Origin of the sequence: Caulobacter segnis, assembly GCF_019931575.1 — a bacterium.
GTDB classification, from domain to species: domain Bacteria; phylum Pseudomonadota; class Alphaproteobacteria; order Caulobacterales; family Caulobacteraceae; genus Caulobacter; species Caulobacter segnis_C.
The window spans coordinates 1,055,902-1,077,857 of the sequence record NZ_CP082923.1 but is presented as its reverse complement, the minus strand read 5'-3'; the positions used below and the strand labels follow the sequence as shown (position 1 = coordinate 1,077,857).

At 68.4% G+C, this 21,956-nt stretch carries 15 protein-coding genes and 1 tRNA gene; 7 read left to right on the top strand and 9 right to left on the bottom strand.

Annotated elements, in window-relative coordinates; translation table 11 throughout:
- Window positions 1-87: 87 nt before the first annotated feature.
- A complete protein-coding gene (locus tag K8940_RS05080; RefSeq protein WP_223393433.1) occupies window positions 88-1,755 on the bottom strand; it encodes an MFS transporter in 1,668 nt (555 codons plus the stop codon).
- A 134-nt stretch (window positions 1,756-1,889) separates the two neighbouring features.
- Entirely contained in the window at window positions 1,890-2,282 is a 393-nt protein-coding gene (locus K8940_RS05075) for a YciI family protein (RefSeq protein ID WP_223393432.1), read from the bottom strand.
- A 123-nt stretch (window positions 2,283-2,405) separates the two neighbouring features.
- Between K8940_RS05075 and K8940_RS05070 the strand changes: the two genes are divergently transcribed.
- Window positions 2,406-3,008 carry a peptidylprolyl isomerase gene (locus K8940_RS05070; RefSeq protein ID WP_223393431.1) on the top strand — a complete coding sequence of 201 codons (603 nt, stop codon included), beginning with the start codon at window positions 2,406-2,408 and terminating at the stop codon, window positions 3,006-3,008.
- A gap of 368 nt (window positions 3,009-3,376) precedes the next feature.
- Window positions 3,377-5,035, top strand: coding sequence for an ankyrin repeat domain-containing protein (locus K8940_RS05065; protein WP_223393430.1), 1,659 nt, complete (start codon window positions 3,377-3,379; stop codon window positions 5,033-5,035).
- Here the strand turns inward: K8940_RS05065 and K8940_RS05060 are convergent.
- From K8940_RS05060 to K8940_RS05050, 3 genes are all read right to left on the bottom strand, one after another.
- Window positions 5,032-6,612, bottom strand: coding sequence for a tryptophan halogenase family protein (locus K8940_RS05060; protein WP_223393429.1), 1,581 nt, complete (start codon window positions 6,610-6,612; stop codon window positions 5,032-5,034). The genes K8940_RS05065 and K8940_RS05060 overlap by 4 nt on opposite strands.
- Before the next feature lie 27 nt (window positions 6,613-6,639).
- Entirely contained in the window at window positions 6,640-8,163 is a 1,524-nt protein-coding gene (locus K8940_RS05055) for a tryptophan halogenase family protein (protein ID WP_223393428.1), read from the bottom strand.
- Window positions 8,164-8,279: 116 nt separating this feature from the next.
- On the bottom strand, window positions 8,280-11,369 hold the full coding sequence (locus K8940_RS05050; protein ID WP_223393427.1) for a TonB-dependent receptor: 3,090 nt from the start codon (window positions 11,367-11,369) through the stop codon (window positions 8,280-8,282).
- A 639-nt stretch (window positions 11,370-12,008) separates the two neighbouring features.
- On the opposite strand from K8940_RS05050, the gene K8940_RS05045 reads away from it, so the two are divergent.
- The 3 genes from K8940_RS05045 (at window position 12,009) to K8940_RS05035 (ending at window position 16,495) form a co-directional block, all read left to right on the top strand.
- Window positions 12,009-13,052, top strand: a complete 1,044-nt coding sequence (locus tag K8940_RS05045; RefSeq protein ID WP_223393426.1) for a LacI family DNA-binding transcriptional regulator — start codon at window positions 12,009-12,011, stop codon at window positions 13,050-13,052.
- A 62-nt stretch (window positions 13,053-13,114) separates the two neighbouring features.
- Window positions 13,115-15,400, top strand: a complete 2,286-nt coding sequence (locus tag K8940_RS05040) for a beta-glucosidase family protein (RefSeq protein ID WP_223393425.1) — start codon at window positions 13,115-13,117, stop codon at window positions 15,398-15,400.
- 171 nt (window positions 15,401-15,571) lie between these two features.
- On the top strand, window positions 15,572-16,495 hold the full coding sequence (locus K8940_RS05035; RefSeq protein ID WP_223393424.1) for a Gfo/Idh/MocA family protein: 924 nt from the start codon (window positions 15,572-15,574) through the stop codon (window positions 16,493-16,495).
- Between the two features lie 133 nt (window positions 16,496-16,628).
- Here the strand turns inward: K8940_RS05035 and K8940_RS05030 are convergent, their stop codons facing one another.
- The 3 genes from K8940_RS05030 to K8940_RS05020 all read right to left on the bottom strand — a co-directional run bounded on the left by K8940_RS05030 (window position 16,629) and on the right by K8940_RS05020 (window position 20,799).
- The gene (locus tag K8940_RS05030) at window positions 16,629-18,221 is read right to left on the bottom strand and encodes a fatty acid--CoA ligase (RefSeq protein ID WP_223393423.1); all 1,593 of its coding nucleotides are present in this window, start codon (window positions 18,219-18,221) and stop codon (window positions 16,629-16,631) included.
- A gap of 98 nt (window positions 18,222-18,319) precedes the next feature.
- A complete protein-coding gene (locus K8940_RS05025; protein WP_411675583.1) occupies window positions 18,320-19,111 on the bottom strand; it encodes a copper resistance protein B in 792 nt (263 codons plus the stop codon).
- Window positions 19,111-20,799: a copper resistance system multicopper oxidase gene (locus K8940_RS05020; protein ID WP_223393422.1), complete on the bottom strand. Its 1,689-nt coding sequence runs from the start codon at window positions 20,797-20,799 to the stop codon at window positions 19,111-19,113. Before K8940_RS05020 ends, K8940_RS05025 begins: the two co-directional genes overlap by 1 nt.
- A gap of 47 nt (window positions 20,800-20,846) precedes the next feature.
- Here K8940_RS05020 and ybaK point away from each other — a divergent pair, with 47 nt between their 5' ends.
- A complete protein-coding gene (ybaK, locus tag K8940_RS05015; protein WP_223393421.1) occupies window positions 20,847-21,323 on the top strand; it encodes a Cys-tRNA(Pro) deacylase in 477 nt (158 codons plus the stop codon).
- 54 nt (window positions 21,324-21,377) lie between these two features.
- Window positions 21,378-21,454: transfer RNA gene (locus K8940_RS05010), tRNA-Met, on the top strand.
- 48 nt (window positions 21,455-21,502) lie between these two features.
- Here the strand turns inward: K8940_RS05010 and K8940_RS05005 are convergent.
- Window positions 21,503-21,922, bottom strand: coding sequence for a hypothetical protein (locus K8940_RS05005; protein ID WP_223393420.1), 420 nt, complete (start codon window positions 21,920-21,922; stop codon window positions 21,503-21,505).
- Window positions 21,923-21,956: the final 34 nt, after the last annotated feature.

The window sequence follows — 21,956 nt, the reverse complement described above, 5'->3', positions numbered from 1 at the left end:
GCTCCCCTCGGCGCGCAGCCAAGCGGATTAGCGGCGGGAAGGCAACCCGGCGACGGCGTCGTCGCCGGGTCGCGCAAGGTCGATTGCCTAATCCTCGATCGGATTGTGCCGCGTATCCTTCAGGAACAGACCTCCGATAACGGCGGTCACTCCGGCGATGATCACCGGATACCAGAGGCCGGAGTAGATGTTGCCCGTGGCCGCCACGATGGCGAAGGCCGTCGTGGGCAGGAAGCCGCCGAACCAGCCGTTGCCGATATGATAGGGCAGCGACATGGCCGTGTAGCGGATGCGGGTCGGGAACAGCTCGACCAGCATGGCCGCGATCGGGCCGTAGACCATGGTCACATAGATCACCAGCAGGGCCAGCAGGCCGATGACCGCCGGCTTGTTCACCAGCGCCGCGTCGGCCTTGGCCGGATAGCCGGCGGCCTTCAGCTGGTCGCCCAGCTCGCCTTCCCAGCCCTTGCGGGCGGCGGCGAAGGCCTTGCCGGTCGCGCCCTTGGGATCGAAGCCGTCCAGGTTCACCGCGCCCACCTGCACCGAGGTCGGCGAGCCGGCCGAACCGGCGTGGACGCTGTAGCTGACCCCGGCCTTGGCCAGGTAGGCCTTGGCCACGTCGCAGGGCGTGTTGAACTTGGCCTTGCCGATTAGGTCGAACTGGAAGGCGCAGGTGGCGGGGTCGGCCGACACCACCACGGGGGACGAGGCCTCGGCATGGGCCAGGGCCGGGTTGGCGTAGGTGGTGATGCCCTTGAAGATCGGGAAATAGGTCGCCGCCGCCAGCAGGCAGCCCAGGATGATGATCGGCTTGCGGCCGATCTTGTCCGACAGCCAGCCGAAGATCACGAAGAACGGCGTGCCGATCAGCAGGGCGACCGCCACCAGGGTGTTGGACAGGGCGCCGTCCAGCTTCAGCGTCTTTTCCAGGAAGAACAGGGCGTAGAACTGGCCCGTGTACCAGACCACCGCCTGTCCCATGGTCAGGCCGACCAGGGACAGCAGCACGACCTTGAGGTTCTTCCAGTTGCCGAACGCTTCGGCGAGCGGCTTCTTGGTGCCCTTCCCTTCCGAGATCATCTTCTGGAAGGTCGGGCTCTCGTGCAGCTTCAGGCGGATCCACAGCGACACGCCCAGCAGCAGCATCGAGACCAGGAACGGGATGCGCCAGCCCCAGGCCTTGAACTGCTCCTCGCCCAGCTGGGTGCGGGTGACCAGGATCACCGCCAGCGACAGGAACAGGCCCACGGTCGCCGTGGTCTGGATCCAGCTGGTGTAGAAGCCGCGCTTGCCCTCCGGGGCGTGCTCGGCGACGTAGGTGGCCGCGCCGCCGTACTCGCCGCCCAGGGCCAGGCCCTGGACCAGGCGCATGACCACCAGGGCGATCGGGGCCGCGACGCCGATCTGGGCGTAGGACGGCAGGAGGCCGACGACAAAGGTCGACAGGCCCATCAACAGCATGGTGATCAGGAAGGTGTTCTTGCGGCCCCAGATGTCGCCCAGGCGTCCGAAGATCACCGCGCCCAGCGGCCGGATCGCGAAGCCGGCGGCGAAGGCCAGCAGCGCCAGGATGAAGCCGGTCGTCTCGTTGACGCCCGAAAAGAAGTGATTGGTGATGATCGCGGCCAGCGAGCCGTAGAGATAGAAGTCGTACCACTCGAACACGGTGCCGAGCGAAGACGCCCCGATCACCAGCGCGTCACGGCCCTTGCCCTGTCCAGTCGGCGCGGTCGCGGCTTGGCTGTCAGCCCCCATACGCTTAGTCCCTTCCCTCAAACGCGCCGCGTGTCCCCCGCGGTCGCCCCAATGCGCGCAGACCCTAACTCGACGAACGTGACTCTTGCGACCGAGGAAATCTGGTAGCGGTCACTTTTCTTGGGGACGCTGCGTCAACCGGCCGGAGGAGCCTCGGTGACGGGAAATGGCGCGCCGGGAAGGTACAGCAGGATCGGCCGGATCTCGTAGACGGCGGTCGGATTGGCCTTGCGCAGGTCCCGGGCCATGTCGACGGCCTCGTCCTGGGTCGCCGCATCGACGACATAGAACCCCAGCAACTGCTCCTTGGTCTCGGCGAACGGGCCGTCGGTGATGAAGCCCCGGCCCGGGCCGCGCAGGGTGACGCCGCCGCCGGTGCCGCCCAGCCGCGCGGCCGGTCCCAGCTGGCCCTTGGCCGTCAGGCGATCATGGACCTCGTTGAGGTCGCTCATCAGGGCCGCGTCCTCGTCCGGCGACCACGACTGGACCGTCTCTTCGACGTGATAGGCCAGGATGGCGTACAGCATGGGCTTCTCCGAACGGGCGCTCGCCGCAGACCTCGCACGGAACAACATCGTTCGCCATGGCCGCGACCGGGCTGACGGCGCGGAAATGTTGTGCCATCACCGACCCGAACCCAGGGAGCCGCCATGACCGTCTCGAAGATCGCCCGCCGCGCGCTGATCGGCGCCCTGGCCGCCCTCTCTGCCTCCCCAGCCTTCGCCGCCGGCAAGCCGCGCGTGGCCATCGAGACCGACAAGGGCGTGATCGTCGTCGAGTTGGAGGACAAGAAGGCCCCGATCACGGCGGCCAATTTCCTGGCCTATGTCGACCGGCATCGCTTCGACGGCGGACAGTTCTTCCGCGCCAACCGGGCCAAGGGCGCCAAGGGCGCGGGTTCGATCCAGGGCCAGCCCAAGCCCTATTCCCGCCGCGCCCCGCCGATCGCCCACGAGAGCACGCTGAAGACCGGCCTCAAGCACACGACCGGCGCCGTCTCGATGGGCCGCGACGCGCCGGGCTCGGCCACGGCCGACTTCTTCATCTGCGCCAGCCCGCAGCCCTATCTGGACGCCAAGCCGGGCAAGTCCGACGCGGCCCAGGGCTACGCCGTGTTCGGCTACGTGGTCCAGGGCATGGACGTCGTGAAGAAGATCCTGGCCGGCCGCACCGACGGCCCGACCAACGTCCCGTCGATGAAGGGCCAGATCCTGAACCCGCCGGTCAAGATCATCAGCATGAAGCGGGTCTAGCGGATCGACCTTCATCAAGGCTGTCTAGATTCAGCATCCTATCACCGCTCATCCCCGCGAAAGCGGGGACCCAAGCTGAGCTAGAGGGTCAATTTCGGCGCTCAAAGCATGCTGAGAGGCTGCTTGGGTCCCCGCTTTCGCGGGGATGAGCGGGTTTGGGTGGCTCAAAGCTGAAATGTCGATCCGGCCTAGTCGCCGGTTGACGGGCCAGGCGCGCTGCGCTCTTGATATCGGCAGCGCGCTTCTGGAGCGCCGCCTGTCCGCGGCAAGGGAGACTGCTCCCATCCAGCCTGACCTTCCAGGTATCTTACGAGCCTTCTTCCGGCCCTTCGTAAGCGGACGTTCGGCCATCGGAAGGAAGGTTTCCCATGAGCCGTGCGCTCACGCCCAAAACGCAACTCGACACTCTGCGCAAGGACGCCAAGCGGTGGCTGAAGGCCCTGCGCGCCGGCGATCCCGCGGCCCGGTCCCGGCTGGCGGCCGCCTGGTCCAAGGCCCCGGCCGAGCCTGGCCTGCGCGACGTCCAGCAGGCCCTGGCCCTGGAATACGGCCAGGAGAGCTGGATCGCCCTAACGGCCGCCCTCGACGACCTGGCGATCGACCGCCAGACCCGCAGCCAGCGGATCGAACAGATCCTGCGCCACGGCTGGGACGGAGAGCCGGCCATCGCCCGGCGGATCCTCAAGCGCTATCCCGACCTGGCGCGCGACAGCCTGTTCACGGCGGCGGCCTGCGGTGACCTCGAGACGGTGGAGCGGCATCTGGCCCGCGATCCGCAAGCCGCGACGCGGGTCGATCCCGTCCGGGGCTGGACCGCCCTCGACCATGTCGCCTACGGCCGGCTGGACGCGGTCAACGGCCTGGCCATCGCCCGGCGCCTGCTGGACGCCGGGGCCGATCCGAATTTCGCGTTCAACGACGGCTGGGACAATCCGTTCAAGGTGATGACGGGCGCGGTCGGCCTGGGCGAAGGCGCCAAGCCCAGCCACCCGCAGGCCGAGGCCCTGGTCGAGATGCTGATCGCGGCGGGCGCGACGCCCTATGAGCTGCAGACGCTCTACAACGTCTCGATCGTGGGCCACGACACCCACTGGTACGACGTGCTGTGGCGCCACTGCGAGGCGGCCGGCCAGCTCGATGAGTGGCGGGTGATCGCCAAGGGCCGGCTGGGCGAGCACCTGGGCTGCTCGACGCTGAACTACCTGCTGGGCAACGCGGTCGGCCAGAACCACCTGCTGCGCGCCCAGTGGCTGCTGGAACGGGGGGCCGACGCCAACACCCCGCACGCCTACGAGAAGCGACCCATCCTGGCGATCGCCCGGCTGTCGGGCTTCACGGCGATGGCCGAGATGCTGGAAGCCCACGGCGCGGCCCCGGTCGCCCTGGCCGGCGCCGAGGCGTTGCAGGCCCTGGCCGCGCGCGGCGATGCGGCGCAAGCCCGGGCCCTGGTCGCCGCCCAGCCCGAGGTCGTGCGCTCCCCCCGCCCCCTGCTGTCGGCCGCCGAGCACGGCAACGCGCCGGCCGTGGCCCTGCTGCTGGAGCTGGGCGCCGCTGTCGGTGCGGCCGGCCACGAGGGGATCACGCCTCTGCACCGCGCCGTGCAGTCGGGGTCGCTGGACGCGGTCGAGCGCCTGCTGGCCGCCGGCGCCGATGTCGATGTCCGCGAGCGACGCTGGGGCGGGACGCCGCTGAGCTGGGCGGTCGTGCTGGGCCAGCCCCGCATCGCCGATCGCCTGGCCCCGATCAGCCGCGACATCCGCGCCCTGGCCAGCCAGGCGCGGCTGGACCGCCTGGCCGCCGTGCTGGACGCCGAGCCCGAGCGGGTGAGCCAGGTCCTGCCCGGCGACGCGCCGACGGTGTTGTTCTGCCTGCCCGACGACGAGGACGACGCCGTGGCCGTCGCCCGCCTGCTGCTGGCGCGCGGCGCGGACCCGAAGCGGCGCAACGATAAGGGCGACACACCCGCCGACGCGGCGCGCAAGCGCGGCCTGGACGACGCAGCCGATCTGCTGGCGAAGCCGGTCTAGGCGGTCGCCGGCGCCGCCGCCTTCGGGCGGCGGTGTTCCGGCGGCGGCGGGGGCGGCGGGGCCGGGCAATGCTTGGCCAGGAACTCGCCGATGTCCGGCAGGGCCGCCGCCTGCTGCTTCACGATCGGGGCCGAGGCGTCCAGGGTCTGGCGGATCACCTCGTACGGCGCGGTGTCGACCAGCTGCTGATAGCGCTTGGGCCGCACGCCCATGCCCTCCATCACCGACTGCCAGGACGGGGCGCGGAACATGTCGTCGACGCCGTCGCGCAGGGTGGCCGTCTCGCGGAACAGCTCCATCCGCTGGCGCAGGCTCTCGGGCGGCTGGACATGCTGGTACTCGCGCCAGAACGGCGTGTCGTCGCGCTGGGTCGTGTAGTAGTGCAGCACGATGAAGTCGCGGATCTCCTCGTAGTCCGCGGCCATGCGGCGGTTGTATTCGGCCTGCAGCGACGGGGCGAAGTCGCGATCGGGGAAGAACCGCAGCAGGAAGTCCATGCCGCGATAGATCAGATGCAAAGCCGTCGACTCCAGCGGCTCGATGAAGCCGCCGGCCAGGCCGATGGCCACGCAGTTCTTGTTCCACAGCTTGCTGCGCATGCCGGTCTTGAACGGCACCAGCCAGGTGTCGGTGATCGGCGCGCCCTCGACCTGGCTGAGCAGCACGTGCCGCGCCTCGTCGTCGCTGATGTACTTGGAGCAGAACACGTAGCCGTTGCCCGCGCGATGCTGCAGCGGGATGCGCCAGCGCCAGCCGAAGTCCTGGGCGGCGGCCAGGGTGTAGGGATGCGGCTGGCGGACGTTCTCGGTCTGGACGGTGATGGCCCGGTCGTTCAGCAGCACGTCGGACCAGTCCAGGAACGGCGTGTCCATGGCCTTGCCGTTCAGGATCGAGCGGAAGCCCGAGCAGTCGATGAAGAGGTCGCCGGCGGCCTCGTGGCCGTTCTGCAGGATGACCTTCTCGATCGTGCCGTCGTTGCGGGTGACGACCTGGTCGACGATGCCCTCGACGCGCTTGACGCCCCGGTCCTCGGAGAACTTGCGCAGGAACTTGGCCACCAGGTTGGCGTCGATGTGCAGGGCGTAGCTGGCGTTCGACAGCAGGGTCTTCTGCAGATTGTTCGGCAGCATGAACTTCCACTGGTCGGCCATGACCGTGGCGGGGGCGAAGTCCTGTAGGCCCGACGGGTGGCCGTTGGCCTTGGCCCGCAGCCAGCACTGGTAGAACTCGTGCGGGCCGATCGGACCGCCGATCTGGCCGAAGGGGTGGTAGTAGACCTCGTCCTTCTTGCGCCAGTTCTCGAAGCGGATGGCCAGCTTGAAGCTGGCCTGCGTCGCCTGGATGAACTCGCGCTCGTCCAGGCCCAGGCTGGCGATCAGTTGCAGGAACGGCGGGATGGTCGACTCGCCCACCCCGACGGTGCCGATCTGCTCGCTCTCGATCAGCTCGATCTCGCAGCCGTTCTGGGGCCCGCGCTTCTGGAAGAAGTGCGACAGCATCGCGGCGCAGATCCAGCCGGCCGAGCCGCCGCCGACGATGACGATCTTCCTGATGGCGTTCGGATTGGTGTCGGTCATCGGTCTACTCCCTGCACGCTATTCTTTTCACTGCGCCGCCATGGGCGCCGGACGGCAGTATTGTTCGAGGAAGGCCCCGTGCGGCGGGGCCGAGGCCACCACGTCGGCGATGGCTCTGCGCATCTCGGCCAGCGGCGCGCTGAGAGTCTTGGGGTCGATGCCGTCCAGGGCCGGGTCGACCATGTCCGGCAACAGCTCGAAGCCGGCGTAGATCGCCATCCAGCTGGCCGGCTGGAACATCTCCCAGCGGTAGCGGACGAAGTGGCCGCGCTGGCGGAAGAGGTCCACCTTGCGCTGGAGGGTGTCCGGCAGGGTGATAGCGTTGCAGTCGCGCCAGAAGGCCGTGTCGCCGCCCCTCTGGTTGGCCCAGTAGTGCAGGATGATGAAGTCGCGCACGCGCTCCATCTCGCGGCGGGACCAGTCGTTGAATTCGTCGACCAGCTCGGGCGCGAAGTCCTTGTCCGGGAACAGGGCCTTGATCTTGTCGATACCGGTCTCGATCAGGGCGATCGAGGTGCTCTCCAGCGGCTCCAGGAAGCCCGAGGCCAGGCCGAGCGCGATGACGTTCTTGTTCCACACCCGCTTACGACGGCCGGGGTTGAAGCGGATCTGGCGGGGCTCGAACAGCAGCGGATCGGGCACGGCGGCCTTCAGCTCGGCCACCGCGTCCTCGTCGCTGATGTGGCGCGAGGAATAGACATAGCCGTTGCCGTAGCGGTGCTGCAGCGGGATGCGCCAGCGCCAGCCGGCCGAGTGGGCGGTGACGTCCGTGTAGGGCATGGGATCTCCCACACCCTCGCTCTGCACCGCATAGGCGCGGTCGCAGAACAGTACGTCGTTCCAGTGCTCGTAGCCGGTCTGGAGAGCCTCCTCGATCAGGAGACCCCGGAAGCCCGAGCAGTCGATGAAGATGTCGCCCTCGACCGTCTGCCCGGTATGCAGGTCCAGCGAGGCGACGAAGCCGTCCTCGGGACGCAGGTTGACCTTGGTGATCCGCGCGTCGATCCGGCGCACGCCGTTGTCCTCGGCCACTCGGCGCATCAGCTGGGCGAACAGGGCCGCGTCGAAATGCAGGGCCCAGTCGAAGATAGACAGGCTCGAGCCGGGATTGCGCTGCGGGGCCATGAACTTGCCCGCCCGCGCCAGCGACGCGCCCAGCGAGTAGTCGGCGATGTCGGTCGGCTCGCCGGCCTGGGCGAGCTTGCGCCAATAGTGATGGAACGGGACGCCGCGCAGGTCCTGGCCGAACAGGCCGAACGGATGGATGAACGACTGGCCCTCGCGGACCCAGCCGTTGAAGCGGATGCCCAGCTTGCAGGTCGCCTGGGTGGCCCGCATCACTTCGATGTCGGTCAGGCCCAGCTGCTGGTAGAAGCCGCGAATGGTGGGGATGGTCGCCTCGCCCACCCCGATCGTGCCGATCTCGGAGCTCTCGACCAGGGTGATCTCCAGCGGGCCGCCCTGGAAGTGCCGGCGCAGCGCCGCGGCCGCCATCCAGCCGGCGGTGCCGCCGCCGACGATCACGAGTTTTCGGATCCGATTGTCCTGCATGACTTAACTCCCGGCTCCGGCGTCTTTGTCCGGTTGCCTTCAGGCTATCGGCTCGCCTCCCAAAAAGGTAGCCGCCGTGGGGGTCCACGGCGGCCGCAGGAGGTGAGAGGGGTCGGTTACCAGCGCGCCCGGACGCCCAGCGTGTAGCGGGGCTCGAACTCGTTCTGGCGGATGTACTGGGTCTTACCCTTGGCGAAGCGAGCGTAGTAATCCTCGATCTCGCCGGTGACGTTCGACCCGTTGAAGTAGACGGTGACGTTGTCGCGAACGTTGTAGCTGACGTTCACGTCCACATACCCCGTGCTGTCCTGGTAGATCGGGATGTTGTTGCTCATCACCTCGGCCAGGCGATCGGTGCGGTAGTTGTAGGCGACGCGCGCCTGCAGCTTGCCGTCCTGGTACCAGCCGATCAGGTTGAACTGGTGCTTGGAGTTGTCCTGGAAGGGCAGCTTCTCGCCGTCCAGACCCGTGCGCGACTCCTTGCTCGGCGAGTAGGTGTAGTTGGTGTCCACGCCGAAGTTCGACAGGATGCCCAGGTCGGGCATGAAGTCGCTGACCGCCAGCTTTGCGCCGACTTCCAGGCCCTTCACCTCGCCGCCGTCGCCCTGGATGGGCAGGCTGACATTGACCGTGCGGCGGATGACGCCGTCCTGGTCGGGGAAGCGGCCGGTGGTGACGCCGTTGGTCACGAAGCTGTCGATCTTCAGCTTGAAAGCCGAGATGTTCAGCATCGAGGCGCGACCGAAGTAGTACTCGATGGCGCCGTCGAAGTTCTGCGACCGCCAGGGGTTCAGCATCGGGTTGCCCGAGGCCTCGGCGCTGGTGACGCAGCGGACGTTCGGCAGGGCCGCGCCGCAGTCGGCGGTGTTGATCTTCAGGCCGCCGCCGTAGTTGCCCAGGTCCAGCGGCTGCATGGTCTTGCTGTAGGCGAAGCGGAACTTCAGGCGGTCGTTGAAGTCGTAGGTGACGTTCAGCGACGGCAGCCAGTCGGTGTACTTGCGCTCGGTGACATTGTCGCCCGCGTCGGCGTTGGTGTCGCCGTAGTTGCGGGTGTCGCCGGTCAGGTTCTGCTTCACGCGCAGCTCGGTCTCGATGACGCGCAGGCCGAAGATGCCCGACAGGCCGCCGATCTCGAAGCTGGTGGCGCCATAGGCGCTCTGCTCGTTGAGCGAGACGTCGTAGGTCTGGCCCGGGACCTGAACCCGGATGGCGCCGCCGAAGACCTTCTTGTGGAAGGCTTCCGCGTCGTCGAAGTCATGCGGATCGATGGCCCAGAAGCCCGGGATGCCGCTGGTGATGCCGCCCAGGTCGTCGACCCAGACCACGTTGTTGTAGGTGTCCAGGCGGGTCGGCGCGTTGACCGTGTAGCCCTGGAACACCGGCAGCCCCGTGACCGGATCCGGCACGAACTCGCCGGCCTGGCATTGGTTCTGGTTCATGACGACGTCGATGGCCTTCCACTGGGCCTCGCAGCCGCCGGCCGGAACCGGCGTGCCGTTGGCCTGAACCGCGCCCGGCGTGCCGCCGTAGAAGCCCGAGAACAGGTGGAACTGCTCGACTTCGACCGAGCGCTTGCTCTGGCGGACGCCGCCGTCGATCTTGGTGATGAAGCCCAGGAGCTTGTCGTCGAACTTGTAGTGGCCGTCGGCTCGGAACACGTTCATGTCCGAGTTGACCTCGTTGTTGCCTTCCGACGAGAAGGCGCCGATGGCGTAGCTGTCCTTGTTGGCCATGTAGTCCTTGAGGGACTTGCCGGCGCCCAGGCCGCCGGCCAGCGGGGTGTCGAAGCCCGACCACACCGGATGATCGCCGCCGATGTTGTAGTGCAGCTGCGGATTGGCGCCGTAGCCCAGCGGGTTCGGATCCAGGTAGCAGCCGCCGGCGCTGCCGGTGATGGCGTTCGTCCGGCGCGCGGCCGAGAACTTGTCGCAGATGGCCTTGGGATAGAACGTGCCGCGCGTGCGGTCGGCCGGGTCGCGGAACAGGTTGAAGCGCCCGTCGCCGTAGCGCCAGTTGCTGAGGTCGCCCTGGGCCTGGCCGTTCATGCTGAGACGGTCGCCGTCGGCGCGGATCGCGCGGGCCTCGAAGGTGAACGGACCGCCGTTGTCGTAGTTCAGTTCGAGATTGTAGTTCTTGGTCTTGGACTTGGTCGTGCGGTTGACGGTGAAGCTGTTCACCCACCACGCATTGATGTCGTACTCGTCGACAGCCAGCCAATTGCCGATGCCCACCGGCGTGGACACCGTCGGCTTGTTCCAGGTGCCGAAGGCGCCGCCGTCCCAGCGGTTGGAGATGTTGATGCCGACGGCGCGATTGTACTCGTCGAGCTTGGCGTAGAAGCCCTCGGCGATCAGGGTGAAGCCCTCGCCCAGGTCGGCCTCGAACGCGGCGTTGACGCCGATCCGCTTGCGCTCGACCACGCGGTTGAAGCTCTCGTAGCCGTGGGGCGAGATGTAGCTGGTCGAGAAGCCGCCGCCCCAGTCGTTGTTACCCGACAGGCCGACGGTGCCCGAATAGTTGTTGCCGAGATTGGCCTCGCTGGCGGCCGCGCCGATCATCAGGCCGACGCGGTCGTTGCGCCAGTTGACGACGCCGTTGACCAGGTAGTCGTCCTTCTTGGTGCGGTCGCCGCGCTGGGCTTCGGCCGCGCCGGTGAAGGTCAGGCCTTCGCCGAACTGGAACGGACGGCGGGTGCGCAGGTCGATGGTGCCCGAGATGCCCGACAGGGCGTTGCGCGGGTCGGTCGACTTGAAGACCAGCACCTGGTTCATCAACTGCGAGGGCACGTCCAGCAGGTCCGGCTGGGCCGAGCCCATGTTGCCGGCGCTGAGATACTGTTCGCCGTTCAGCAGGGTGATGACCTGGCGCAGGCCGCGGATGTTGACGGTCTTGCCCTCGCCCGCGTCGCGCTGGATCTGGATGCCCGAGATGCGCTGCAGCGAGTCGGCGATGGTGACGTCCGGCAGTTTGCCGATGTCTTCCGACGAGATGGCGTCGACGATGGCGGCCTCGCGGCGCTTGACGTCCACCGACTTGATCTGGGACCCGCGAACGCCGGTGACGACGATCTCCTCGACCGTGGCGTCCTCGCTACCGCTGGTTTGCTGGGCGAAGGCCCCGCTAGCCAGGGCCAGCTGCGACGCGCCGGCGACCAGCGCCAGCGTCAGGCCGCGCTTGAGCACGGCTTTCCTTGCTTCCTGTGACAATTCCTCGCTCCCCAAATAAATCGTTCTTATTGGCCGCCCGCCCGCACCCCGCGCCGCCGCTCTGCCGGCGGCTGTCGAGGAACGTTTGAGGCTTTGCTGGCTTTGTCCGGCCGCCTGTCCGGCGACTGTCCAAATCCCTCGGCGGCCCCGGCGCCCGGATATCCGACTCCAGCCCCGCGCCTTCATCGAACGCCGTCACATTCCTCAAATGTCCCGATCAAGTCAACAAGAATGTCAACGTTGTCATTCCTGGACCACAAGGGCTTTCCGCATCCGCAAGCTCAACCCCTGGCGTAGCCTTGAAACCAGACTCCCGCGCCACGCGCCGCGATCAATCCACACAAATAATTGTTTTTATTTATAATCTTTGAAATGGTACCGGTCTCTTAGCGCGATCGTCACAGTGTCTTGCGATCGGCGCCGGTTGATAGACCAAGCCTCAGGAACTACGCGATCGGACAGCTAGAAATGTCCCGAAATTGTCCTGTTGATCGACATTTTTTGACCCATTCATGTCCTGACGACATGACAGACGAGACAACATGGACTATGCCTTCGGTTGTTCGCCGCCTTGCGGACGCCGCCTTTGACTGATGGTGTGCGCCGGCAAGCTTGGCGGTTGAGCGGGTACGGGGACCAATGACGACGATCAACGACGTGGCCGAGCGGGCGGGCGTTTCGCCCAAGACCGTCTCCCGCGTTCTCAACGATCACGACAGCGTCAGCGCCAAGACGCGCGAACGTGTCCGCGCGGCCATGAACGACCTGGGCTACCAGCCCAGCGCCGTAGCCCGCAGCCTGCGCTCGCAGGGTTCCGGCTCGGTCGGCGTGCTGATGGGCGACCCGTCCGGCGGCTACCATACCCGCGTCCACCACGCCCTGCTGCTGGCCTGCGTCGAGACCGGCCGTCACCTGTCCGTCGATCTCAGCGAAGGCCCGGTCCCCGGCTGGACCGACCGCGTCCGCGCCTTCGTCACCGACGGCGGCATCCGCGAGATGATCCTGCTGCCGCCCGAGTGCGACTTCGGCCCGATGAAGGAGCTGATGCGCGAACTGGACGTGCGCTGCGTGCTGATCACGCCGACCACGCCAGATCCCCAGTTCCCGGCCATCGGCATGGACGACCGCGCCGCCGCCCGCGAGGTGGTCGAGCACCTGTTCTCGCTGGGCCACACCCGCATCGGCCACATCGCCGGCCATCCGGACCACGCCGCCAGCACCCACCGCCGCAACGGCTTCTTCGAGGCCTACGCCGCGCGCGGCCTGCCGCGTCCGCCGCCCGAGCTGATCGTGCAGGGCGAGTTCACCTTCAAGACCGGCCTCGACGCGGCCAAGGCGCTGCTGGACATCGACGAGCCGCCGACCGCGATCTTCGCCGCCAACGACGACATGGCCGCCGCCACCTGCATGGAGGCCCAGCGCCGGGGCCTGCGGATCCCCGACGACCTGTCGGTGGTCGGCTTCGACGATGCGCCGATCGCCGGCGTCATCTGGCCCACCCTGACCACCATCCGCCAGCCGTTCGAGCAGATGGCCCTGCGCGCGATGCAGACCTTCGCCGCCTGGAGCGCCAATGAGGGCGCCGGCAAGACCAACACGCCTTTCCTCGCGCAGCACAGCCTGGTGGTGCGCGAGTCCACCGGTCCAGCCCGGAGCGGTTCGCCGCCTCGTCGCAAGACTTGAACCCCGCCCCCGACCCGGCCCGAGAGCCGCGCGAGGCGCACGAAGACCACGACGGAGGAAACATGACTCGGATGACCTGGCGGGGCCTGCAGCTCGCCCTGCTGATCGGCGCTTCCGCCTCGGCGTTGACCGTCGCCCCGGCCCTGGCCGACGCCGCCAAGAAGCCCGTGGCCGCCACGCTCGCCCATCCCTGGCTGAACCCCAAGCTCTCCGCCGACCAGCGCGCCGACCTGGTGCTGAAGGCGATGACCAACGACGAGAAGTTCACGGTCATCTTCGGCTACTTCGGCTCGGACATGAAGCCGAGGTACACGCGCCACAAGGACTCGCTGGACGCCTCGGCCGGCTATGTCGCGGGCGTGCCGCGCCTGGGCATTCCGGGCCAGTGGCAGACCGACGCCGGCGTCGGCGTCGCCACCCAGGGCAGCCACCAGGACCTGCGCCAACGCACCGCCCTGCCCGCCGGCATCGCCACCGCCGCCACCTGGAACCCCGAGCTCGCCTTCAAGGGCGGCGCGATGATCGGCAAGGAGGCCCGCGACTCGGGCTTCAACGTCCAGCTGGCCGGCGGCGTGAACCTGATGCGCGAGCCGCGCAATGGCCGGAACTTCGAATATGGCGGCGAGGATCCCTGGCTGGCCGGCGCGATGGTCGCGGCCCAGATCCGCGGCATCCAGTCCAACCACATCATCTCGACGATCAAGCACTACGCTCTGAACGGCCAGGAGACCGGCCGCTTCGTGGTCAGCAGCAATATCGGCGACGCCGCGGCCCGCACCTCGGACCTGCTGGCCTTCCAGTTCGCCATCGAGCAGTCGGACCCGCACTCGGTGATGTGCGCCTACAACCGCGTCAACGGGACCTACGCCTGCGAGAACGACTGGCTGCTGAACACCGTCCTCAAGAAGGACTGGGGCTACAAGGGCTATGTCATGTCGGACTGGGGCGCCGACCACTCGTCGGCCAAGGCCGCCAACGCCGGTCTCGACCAGGAATCGGCCGGCGAGGCCTTCGACAAGGAGCCATTCTTCGGGGCGCCGCTGAAGGCTGACCTGGCCGCCGGCAAGGTCAGCCAGGCCCGCATCGACGACATGGCCCGCCGCATCCTGCGCGCCCTGTTCGCCAGCGGCGCGGTCGACCATCCGGTCCCCACGCCCACCAGCCACGACCTGCCCGCCGCCACCCTGGCCGCCCACGCCAAGATCACCCAGGCCGACGCCGAGGAAGGCGTGGTTCTGCTCAAGAACGACGGGGATCTGCTGCCCCTGGCCAGGACCGCCAAGACCATCGCGGTGATCGGCGGCCACGCCGACGTCGGCGTGATCTCGGGCGGCGGCTCGTCCCAGGTCTATCCGGTCGGCGGCCGCGCGGTGAAGGGCCTGGAGCCGGCGACCTGGCCGGGCCCGGTGATCTACTATCCCTCCTCGCCGCTGAAGGCGCTGCGGGCCCGCTATCCGAACGCCAAGGTGGTCTATGACGACGGGACCGATCCCGCTCGCGCCGCGAAGCTCGCCGCCGAGAGCGAGCTGGCCCTGGTCTTCGCCGACCAGTGGACGACCGAGTCCTGGGACGTCGAGAGCCTGAATCTGCCCAAGAACCAGGACGCCACGATCGACGCGGTGGCCTCGGCCAACAAGAAGACCGTCGTGGTGCTGCTGACCGGCGGCCCGGTGGTCATGCCCTGGCTGAACAAGGTCGGGGCCGTGGTCGAGGCCTGGTATCCGGGCACGTCCGGCGGCGAGGCCATCGCCCGCGTCCTGACCGGCGAGGTCGACGCCTCGGGCCGCCTGCCCGTCAGCTTCCCCAAGAGCGTGGCCGATCTGCCGCGTCCCAAGCTGGACGGCGTCGGCAAGGCCGAGGGCGCGCTGTTCGACACCAACTACGACATCGAAGGCGCCGCGGTCGGCTACAAGTGGTACGACCTCAAGCAGATCGAGCCGCTGTTCCCGTTCGGCCACGGCCTGTCCTACAGCAAGTTCGCCTATTCGAACCTCATGGCCACCACGACCGGCGACAAGGTCACAGTCAGCTTCGACGTCAAGAACGTTGGGGCCCGGGCCGGCAAGGACGTGCCACAGGTCTATGTCGCCCCGAAGGCCGGGGGCTGGGAAGCGCCCAAGCGCCTGGCCGGCTTCAAGAAGGTCTCCCTCGCCCCCGGCGCGACCCAGCGCGTGACCCTGACGGTCGATCCGCGCCTGCTGGCCGTCTGGGACGAGAAGGCCCACGGCTGGTCGATCGCGGCCGGCCAGTACGACATCGCCCTGGGATCCTCGTCCCGGGTCCTCGCCTCCACCGCCCAGGTCACCCTGGCGGCCCGGAGCCTGCCGGTTTCCCCGGCGGGCAAGTGACGGGCGGGCGGGATCCAGCCTACCCCTGTCCCGCCGCCCCTTCTTAAGTCTCTTCCCTTTCAGGAGCGCCGCCCCCTAGCGGCGCTCCCTTTTTTTGGCCGCGCGCTTGCGCCGTTCCATTTATACTATAATTAGCCCAGGCGGCGCGAACGCCGCTGGGAGGAACCAAGCGTGATCCGGATCGGCCTCGTCGGCGTGGGCAAGATCGCCCATGACCAGCACATCCCCGCCCTCGCCGGGGACAAGCGCTTCGAACTGGTCGCCGCCGCCAGCCGCAGCAAGCCCGACCTGGGCGGCATCCCGGTCTTCCACGATATCGAAGAGATGCTGGCGAACGGCCCCGACCTGGACGCCGTCGCCCTGTGCACCCCGCCCCAGGCGCGCCGCGAGACGGCGCTTTCGGCCCTGCGCGCGGGCAAGCACGTGTTTCTGGAAAAGCCCCCCGGCGCCACGGTCAGCGAGGTCGCCGAACTGGCCGCTGTCGCCCGCGCCCACGGCGTGGTGCTGTTCACCAGCTGGCACTCGCGCTTCGCCGCCGGCGTGCCCCAGGCCAAGGCCTGGCTGGCCTCGCGCAAGATCAGCAGGCTGGCCATCGAATGGCGCGAGGACGTCCGCCGCTGGCACCCCGGCCAGACCTGGATCTGGCAGGCCGGCGGCATGGGCGTCTTCGACCCGGCCATCAACGCCCTGTCGATCCTGACCGAGATCATGCCCGCCGAGGTCTTCGTCACCGACGCGCGGCTGCAGGTGCCCGAGAACGTCCAGTCGCCGATCGCCGGCCATGTCGCCATGACCACCCTGGACGGCGCGGCGATCACCGCCGACCTCGACTTCCTGCAGACCGGCCCTCAGACCTGGGACATCACCGCCTGGACCGACGACGGCGTGCTGAAGCTGTCGCTGGGCGGGGCCGAACTGACGATCGACGGGAAGGCCTGCGAGGTCGGCGAGAACCGGGAATATCCGGGGCTCTACGATCGGTTCGCGACGCTGGTTGCGCGCGGCGAGTCCGAGGTGGACGTGCGGCCGCTGACGCTGGTGGCCGACGCGTTCATGATCGGGACCCGGGAAACGGTCGAGGCGTTCATCGAGTAGGCCTTGCCCTCTCCGGGCCTTAGGCCCTCCTCCCCCGGAGGGGGAAGAAGGACGCCGGCGCACCTTCCGCCCCCTCCGGGGGGCGGACGACCACGCGGAGCGTGGTCAGGTGGGGGCCTGCTGAGCTGGCCGCCTAGTTCACCTGCCGCTCCCGGCCCTCCCAGTACGGCGCTCTCAACTCTCTGCGCAAAATCTTCCCAGACGCGTTTCGCGGCAACGCCGCCACGAAATCCACCGACTTCGGCGCCTTGAAGTGGGCGATCCTTGTCCGGGCGAAGGCGATGATGTCGTCGGCGTCCGGGGTCACGCCCGGCTTGGCCGCGACCACCGCCTTGACGGCCTCGCCCCACTTGTCGTCGGGCACGCCGATCACCGCCACCTCGGCCACGTGCGGGTGGCCGTAGACGGCGCTCTCGACCTCGGCCGGATAGATGTTCTCGCCGCCCGAGATGATCATGTCCTTCACCCGGTCGTGGATGAACAGGTAGCCGTCCTCGTCCAGATAGCCGGCGTCGCCGGTGCGCAGCCAACCGTCGGCGTCGACGGTCTTGGCCGTGGCCTCGTCCAGCTTCCAGTAGCCGGCCATGTTCGAGCCCGAGCGGATGGCGATCTCGCCCACGGCGTTCACCGGCACGCTGTTCCCCGCCTCGTCGATGACCTTGATCTCGACGCCCGGCATCGGCAGGCCCGCCGCGCGCATGCGCTTGTTGCCCGCCGGGTCGTGGTCCTCGGGCGGCAGGTAGACCACCGTGCCCGTCGTCTCGGTCATGCCGTACTGCTGGACGAAGCCGCAGCCGAACACCTCCATGCACTCGCGCAGCAGGTCCAGCGGGATGGGCGCGGCGCCGTACAGGATGTGGCTGAGGCGCGAATAGTCGATCTCGCGCGCCCGGGGCTGGCGCACCACAATCTGCAGCGCCGCCGGCACCATGAACATCTTCGAGATCCGGTCCTTCTCGATGAAGTCCAGCACCTTGGTAGGGTCGAATTCACGGGCCACCACGCCCTTGGCGCCGTTCATCAGGCCGACCAGACCCCAGCCGGTGCCGCCGATATGGGCGACCGGCATGGCCACCAGGCTGACGTCGTCCGGTCCCCACTGGTTCCAGGCCAGCGGGGTCTCGGCGGCCTTGCGGCGCATGGCCAGCAGGTTGTCGTGGGTCAGCATCGCGCCCTTGGGCCGGCCGGTGGTTCCCGAGGTGTAGAGCTGGATGGCGATGTCCGAGGTCGCGATCGGCTTGTGCGGATCGGTGGCCTGCTGGGCGTCGCGCCAGGCCTCGAAGGTCTGGTTGTCACCCGCCCCATCCGCCTCCATGGCGATGACCACGGGACGGTGGGTCAGCTCGGCCGCCACCTCCCCGACATGGCTGATCAGCTCGGGGCCGACGAAGACCAGCTTGGCGTCGCTGTCGGCGACGATGTAGGCGATTTCGGGCGCGGCCAGGCGCCAGCCGATCGGCGTGGTCACCACCCCGGCCTTGGCGGCCCCGACCAGCAGCTGGAAATAGTGGTCGCTGTTCTTGCCGACATAGGCGATGCGGTCGCCGGTGCTCAGGCCCGCCGCGATCAGGGCGTTGGCGACCTGGCTCGTATAGCGGTCGAACTGGGCGAAGGTCGTGTCCCGCCCCTCGAAGCTGAACGCCACGGCGTCGGGCCGGACCTCCGCATGATAGCGGGCGACGTCGCCCAAGGTCCGCATGCGGTCGAAATCGATCGCGGTCGACATCCAGCCTGGCTCCCTCATTCTCCGGATCTGATGTCCGGTCAAACGGATGTTGGGCCAGGCTTACGCCCGCGACAAGCTATCTGTAACGATAGGTGGCGCTATCGCCAGGCGCGCACCCCGATCACCACCGCCGTGCTCCCCGCCCGCTCGCCCGCGACCACCGCCGGACCGAAGGCCCGCTCGCGCACCACGCCGACATAGGGCGCGAACTCGCGGGTGATCTCGTAGCGCAGCCGCAGGCCGCCCTCGAGGGTCGCCGCCCCCGCCTCGGCCAGGTCGGCCTCGACGCGCGGCTGCAGGATCAACTTCTGGGTCAGGCGCAGGTCGTACGAAGCCTCGGCCCGCGCCGAGACGTCGCCCCGGTCCGACAGATAGGCCGCGCCCTGGACCTCGAACCAGTACGGCGCCAGGCCCTCGAAGCCGAGGGCGGCGTAGCTGCGCCCCCCCTTCGAGAGTTTTGGCGGCGCCAGATCGTAGCGGACGCCGGCCTGCAGGTCGAAATAGGGCCCGATCGGCCAGGCCTTCAGCAGCTCGGCCTCGCCCTTCTCCCAACCCTCGCCGTCAATGCGTTCGCCCCGCGCCTTGACGACCCATTTCCCGGCGTCGGTCCCCCACCAGGCCTCGCCCTCGAACGCCTGGGCGTCGGCGCCCTTGCGCGCGCGGTATTCCAGCTGGTCGGCGCGGACGGTCCAGACGCTGGCGCCGCCGTGCTCGACCATCAGCTGGGCGCGGGCGGCCGCCATGGCCTTGGGGTCGAACAGGCGGTCGGCGGCGCGCGGGGTGACGACCGGCGGCGGCGCGGCCTCGGCCGCGGGCTTCATGCTCCCCATGTCGTGGCCGGCGTGCGGATCGGCGGCCTGATGCTGCTCGTGCTGGAGGTCGAGGATCATCACGCGGCCTCGCCATCCAGGGGCCGCACGGTGACGACGTTGAACATGCCCGCGTGCATGTGCAGCAGCAGGTGGCAGTGGAAGGCCCAGTCGCCGGGCTCGCTGGCCGTCAGGTCGAAGGCGACCTTGCCGCCGGGGGCGACATTGACCGTGTGCTTCAGCGGCTGCCGCTCCTGGCCGTTGACCAGTTCGAAGAAGTGGCCGTGCAGGTGGATCGGGTGGGCCATCATGGTGTCGTTGATCAGCACCACGCGGACCCGCTCGTCGCGCCGGAAGGCGATCGGCTTCTTGATCGGCCCGAACGCCTCGCCGTCGAACGCCCACATGAAGCGCTCCATGTTGCCGGTCAGGTGGATCTCGATCGTCCGCCCGGGCGGACGCTTGTCCGTGGATTCATGCAGGTTGGCCAGCTGGGCGTAGGTCAGCACCTTGTGGCCGACATCCTCCAGCCCCTGCGGCGGCTCGGCCATGCGGTCCATCGGCATCGGCGCGATGGTCTGGACGCCCGGGGTCAGCGGCACGTCCGGCGCGTTGCTCTGGGACCGCATCGACATGTCCATGCCCGGCATGTCCATGCCGCCATGCATGTTCCCCATGCCCATGTCCTTCATGGTCGCCAGGGGCCGCTTACGGACCGGCGGTATGGGCGCGCTCATTCCAAGACGCGGTGCCAGGGTCCCGCGCGCCAGACCCGAGCGGTCGGACGCCTCGGCGACCAGGGTGAAAGCCTGGTCCTCGGTGGGGCGCACGATGACGTCGAAGGTCTCGGCCGGCGCCATCTGGAACTCGTCGACGCTGACCGGCGACACCGGCTGGCCGTCGACGGCCACGACCTCCAGCGAAAGGCCGGGGATGCGGACGTTGAAGATCGTCATGGCCGCGGCGTTGATGAAGCGCAGCCGCACCCGCTCGCCGGACGCGAACAGGCCCGTCCAGTTGTCGCCGGGCCCGTGGCCGTTGACCAGATAGGTGTAGACCGAGCCCGTGACGTCGGCGATGTCGGTGGGGTCCATCCGCATCTTGCCCCAGGCGACGCGGTCCTTCAGCGACTGGTCCTGGCCCGCCAGCAGGCCGGCGAACGTCTGCTTTTGCATGTTGAAGTGGCCGGGATTGACCTTCAGCTTTCGAAACAGCGCGTGCGGATGCAGGAAGCTCCAGTCCGACAGCACCACCACGTGCTCGCGGTCATAGCCGATCGGATCCTCGCCGGCCGGGTCGATGATCATCGGGGCGTAGAGGCCCACCTGCTCCTGCAGGCCCGAATGGCTGTGCCACCAGTAGGTGCCGGCCTGGCGCACCGGGAAGTCGTAGGTGAAGGTCTCGCCGGGCTTGATCCCCGGGAAGGCCACGCCCGGCACGCCGTCCATCTGGAACGGCACCAGCAAGCCATGCCAGTGGATCGAGGTGTCCTCGTCGGCCAGGGCGTTGGTCACGGCGATCCGCACGTTCTGGCCTTCCTTCAGGCGGATCAGCGGGCCGGGCAGCGAACCGTTGACGGTGACGGCGTGGCCCGAGCGGCCGTCGATCGTCGCCATCTGGTGGCCGACCGTCAGCTTGATCTCCTCGCCCGACAGCGCCGCCGGCGAGCGGCCGACCTCTCCGGCCCTGGCCCAGGCGGGCAGCAGGCCGACGGCGCCCAAGCCCAGGGCGCCGCGCAGCAAGGTCCGTCGATCGAAGGCCGTCATCATCGTCCGTACTCTTCCAACACTCGGCGCGGTTGGATATGAGCCAGATCATGTCCAAAAGCACCCCCGCCACGATCGCATTGACGAAGGCCGGCGTCGCCTTCGACCTGCATACGTACGACTACGACCCTGGATCCGAGCGGGTTGGTCTCCAAGCGGCCGAGGCCCTGGGCGAGGACCCGCGCCGGGTGCTCAAGACCCTGGTGGTGATGCTGGACGGCAAGCCCGCCTGCGCCATCCTGCCCTCGGACAAGGAGGTCAGCATGAAGAGGCTGGCCGCCGCCCTGAAGGGCAAGTCGGCCGCCATGGCCCCCGTGCCGGACGCCGAGCGGATCACCGGCTACAAGGTCGGCGGCGTCAGCCCCTTCGGCCAGAAGAAGCGCCTGCCCACGGTGCTGGAGGAAGCCGCCCTGGCCGAGCCCTACGTCTTCCTCAACGGCGGCCAGCGGGGGCTGCAGGTCAGGCTGGCCCCGGCCGACGCGGTCAAGGCGCTGGGGGCGACGACGGCGGCGATCGTGGCGGATTAAGCCGGCGCTTGAAATCCCGCGCGGTTCTCGCCTATAAGCCGCGCCTCCTGGTGCGGCTGGGTAGCTCAGATGGTTAGAGCGGTGGATTCATAACCCACAGGTCGGCGGTTCGATCCCGCCCCCCGCCACCACCGGGACCAATCTTTCCCGCAAGATCAAGCTCTTATCCCAGTCAACGCCTAGCCGACATGGATCGGCGCGCGCGTCGCCAGATACAGCGCCATCGCGATCCCGTTCCAGATGGCGTGCGCCGCGATCGCCAGGACGTAGGCGAGCCTGCCGGAGCGCCGCGACCATCCCCATGACGCATAGGCGAGAAACGCGAACGCCACGGCCTGTCCAAGGGCGCCCCAGCTGGCGCCGTGCAGCAGCCAGGCCAGGCCGAAGATGACCGTAATGACGATCCAGAGCGCGATCGAGGTTTGCTCGCGGTCGACGCGGCGCACGGGGTAGACGACGAACGGCGTCTCGATCGCCGCCGGCAGCAGCACGCCCGACAGGACCGCGTTCAGCGCCAAGGCTGCGAAGCCATCGCCGTCGACGAGGCTCGCGGGCTCTCCGGGCCCATTGGTGGCGTGACCCACCAACGTGTTGGCCACAAACCCGGATGACAAACGAGATCAGGAACAGAAG

What these genes read in the sequence shown, in the direction of transcription:
- K8940_RS05080 (WP_223393433.1), bottom strand. Translation starts at nt 1,755, where the DNA reads ATGGGGGCTGACAGCCAAGCCGCGACCGCGCCGACTGGACAGGGCAAG.
- K8940_RS05075 (WP_223393432.1), bottom strand. Translation starts at nt 2,282, where the DNA reads ATGCTGTACGCCATCCTGGCCTATCACGTCGAAGAGACGGTCCAGTCG.
- K8940_RS05070 (WP_223393431.1), top strand. Translation starts at nt 2,406, where the DNA reads ATGACCGTCTCGAAGATCGCCCGCCGCGCGCTGATCGGCGCCCTGGCC.
- K8940_RS05065 (WP_223393430.1), top strand. Translation starts at nt 3,377, where the DNA reads ATGAGCCGTGCGCTCACGCCCAAAACGCAACTCGACACTCTGCGCAAG.
- K8940_RS05060 (WP_223393429.1), bottom strand. Translation starts at nt 6,612, where the DNA reads ATGACCGACACCAATCCGAACGCCATCAGGAAGATCGTCATCGTCGGC.
- K8940_RS05055 (WP_223393428.1), bottom strand. Translation starts at nt 8,163, where the DNA reads ATGCAGGACAATCGGATCCGAAAACTCGTGATCGTCGGCGGCGGCACC.
- K8940_RS05045 (WP_223393426.1), top strand. Translation starts at nt 12,009, where the DNA reads ATGACGACGATCAACGACGTGGCCGAGCGGGCGGGCGTTTCGCCCAAG.
- K8940_RS05040 (WP_223393425.1), top strand. Translation starts at nt 13,115, where the DNA reads ATGACTCGGATGACCTGGCGGGGCCTGCAGCTCGCCCTGCTGATCGGC.
- K8940_RS05030 (WP_223393423.1), bottom strand. Translation starts at nt 18,221, where the DNA reads ATGTCGACCGCGATCGATTTCGACCGCATGCGGACCTTGGGCGACGTC.
- K8940_RS05025 (WP_411675583.1), bottom strand. Translation starts at nt 19,111, where the DNA reads ATGATCCTCGACCTCCAGCACGAGCAGCATCAGGCCGCCGATCCGCAC.
- K8940_RS05020 (WP_223393422.1), bottom strand. Translation starts at nt 20,799, where the DNA reads ATGATGACGGCCTTCGATCGACGGACCTTGCTGCGCGGCGCCCTGGGC.
- ybaK (WP_223393421.1), top strand. Translation starts at nt 20,847, where the DNA reads ATGTCCAAAAGCACCCCCGCCACGATCGCATTGACGAAGGCCGGCGTC.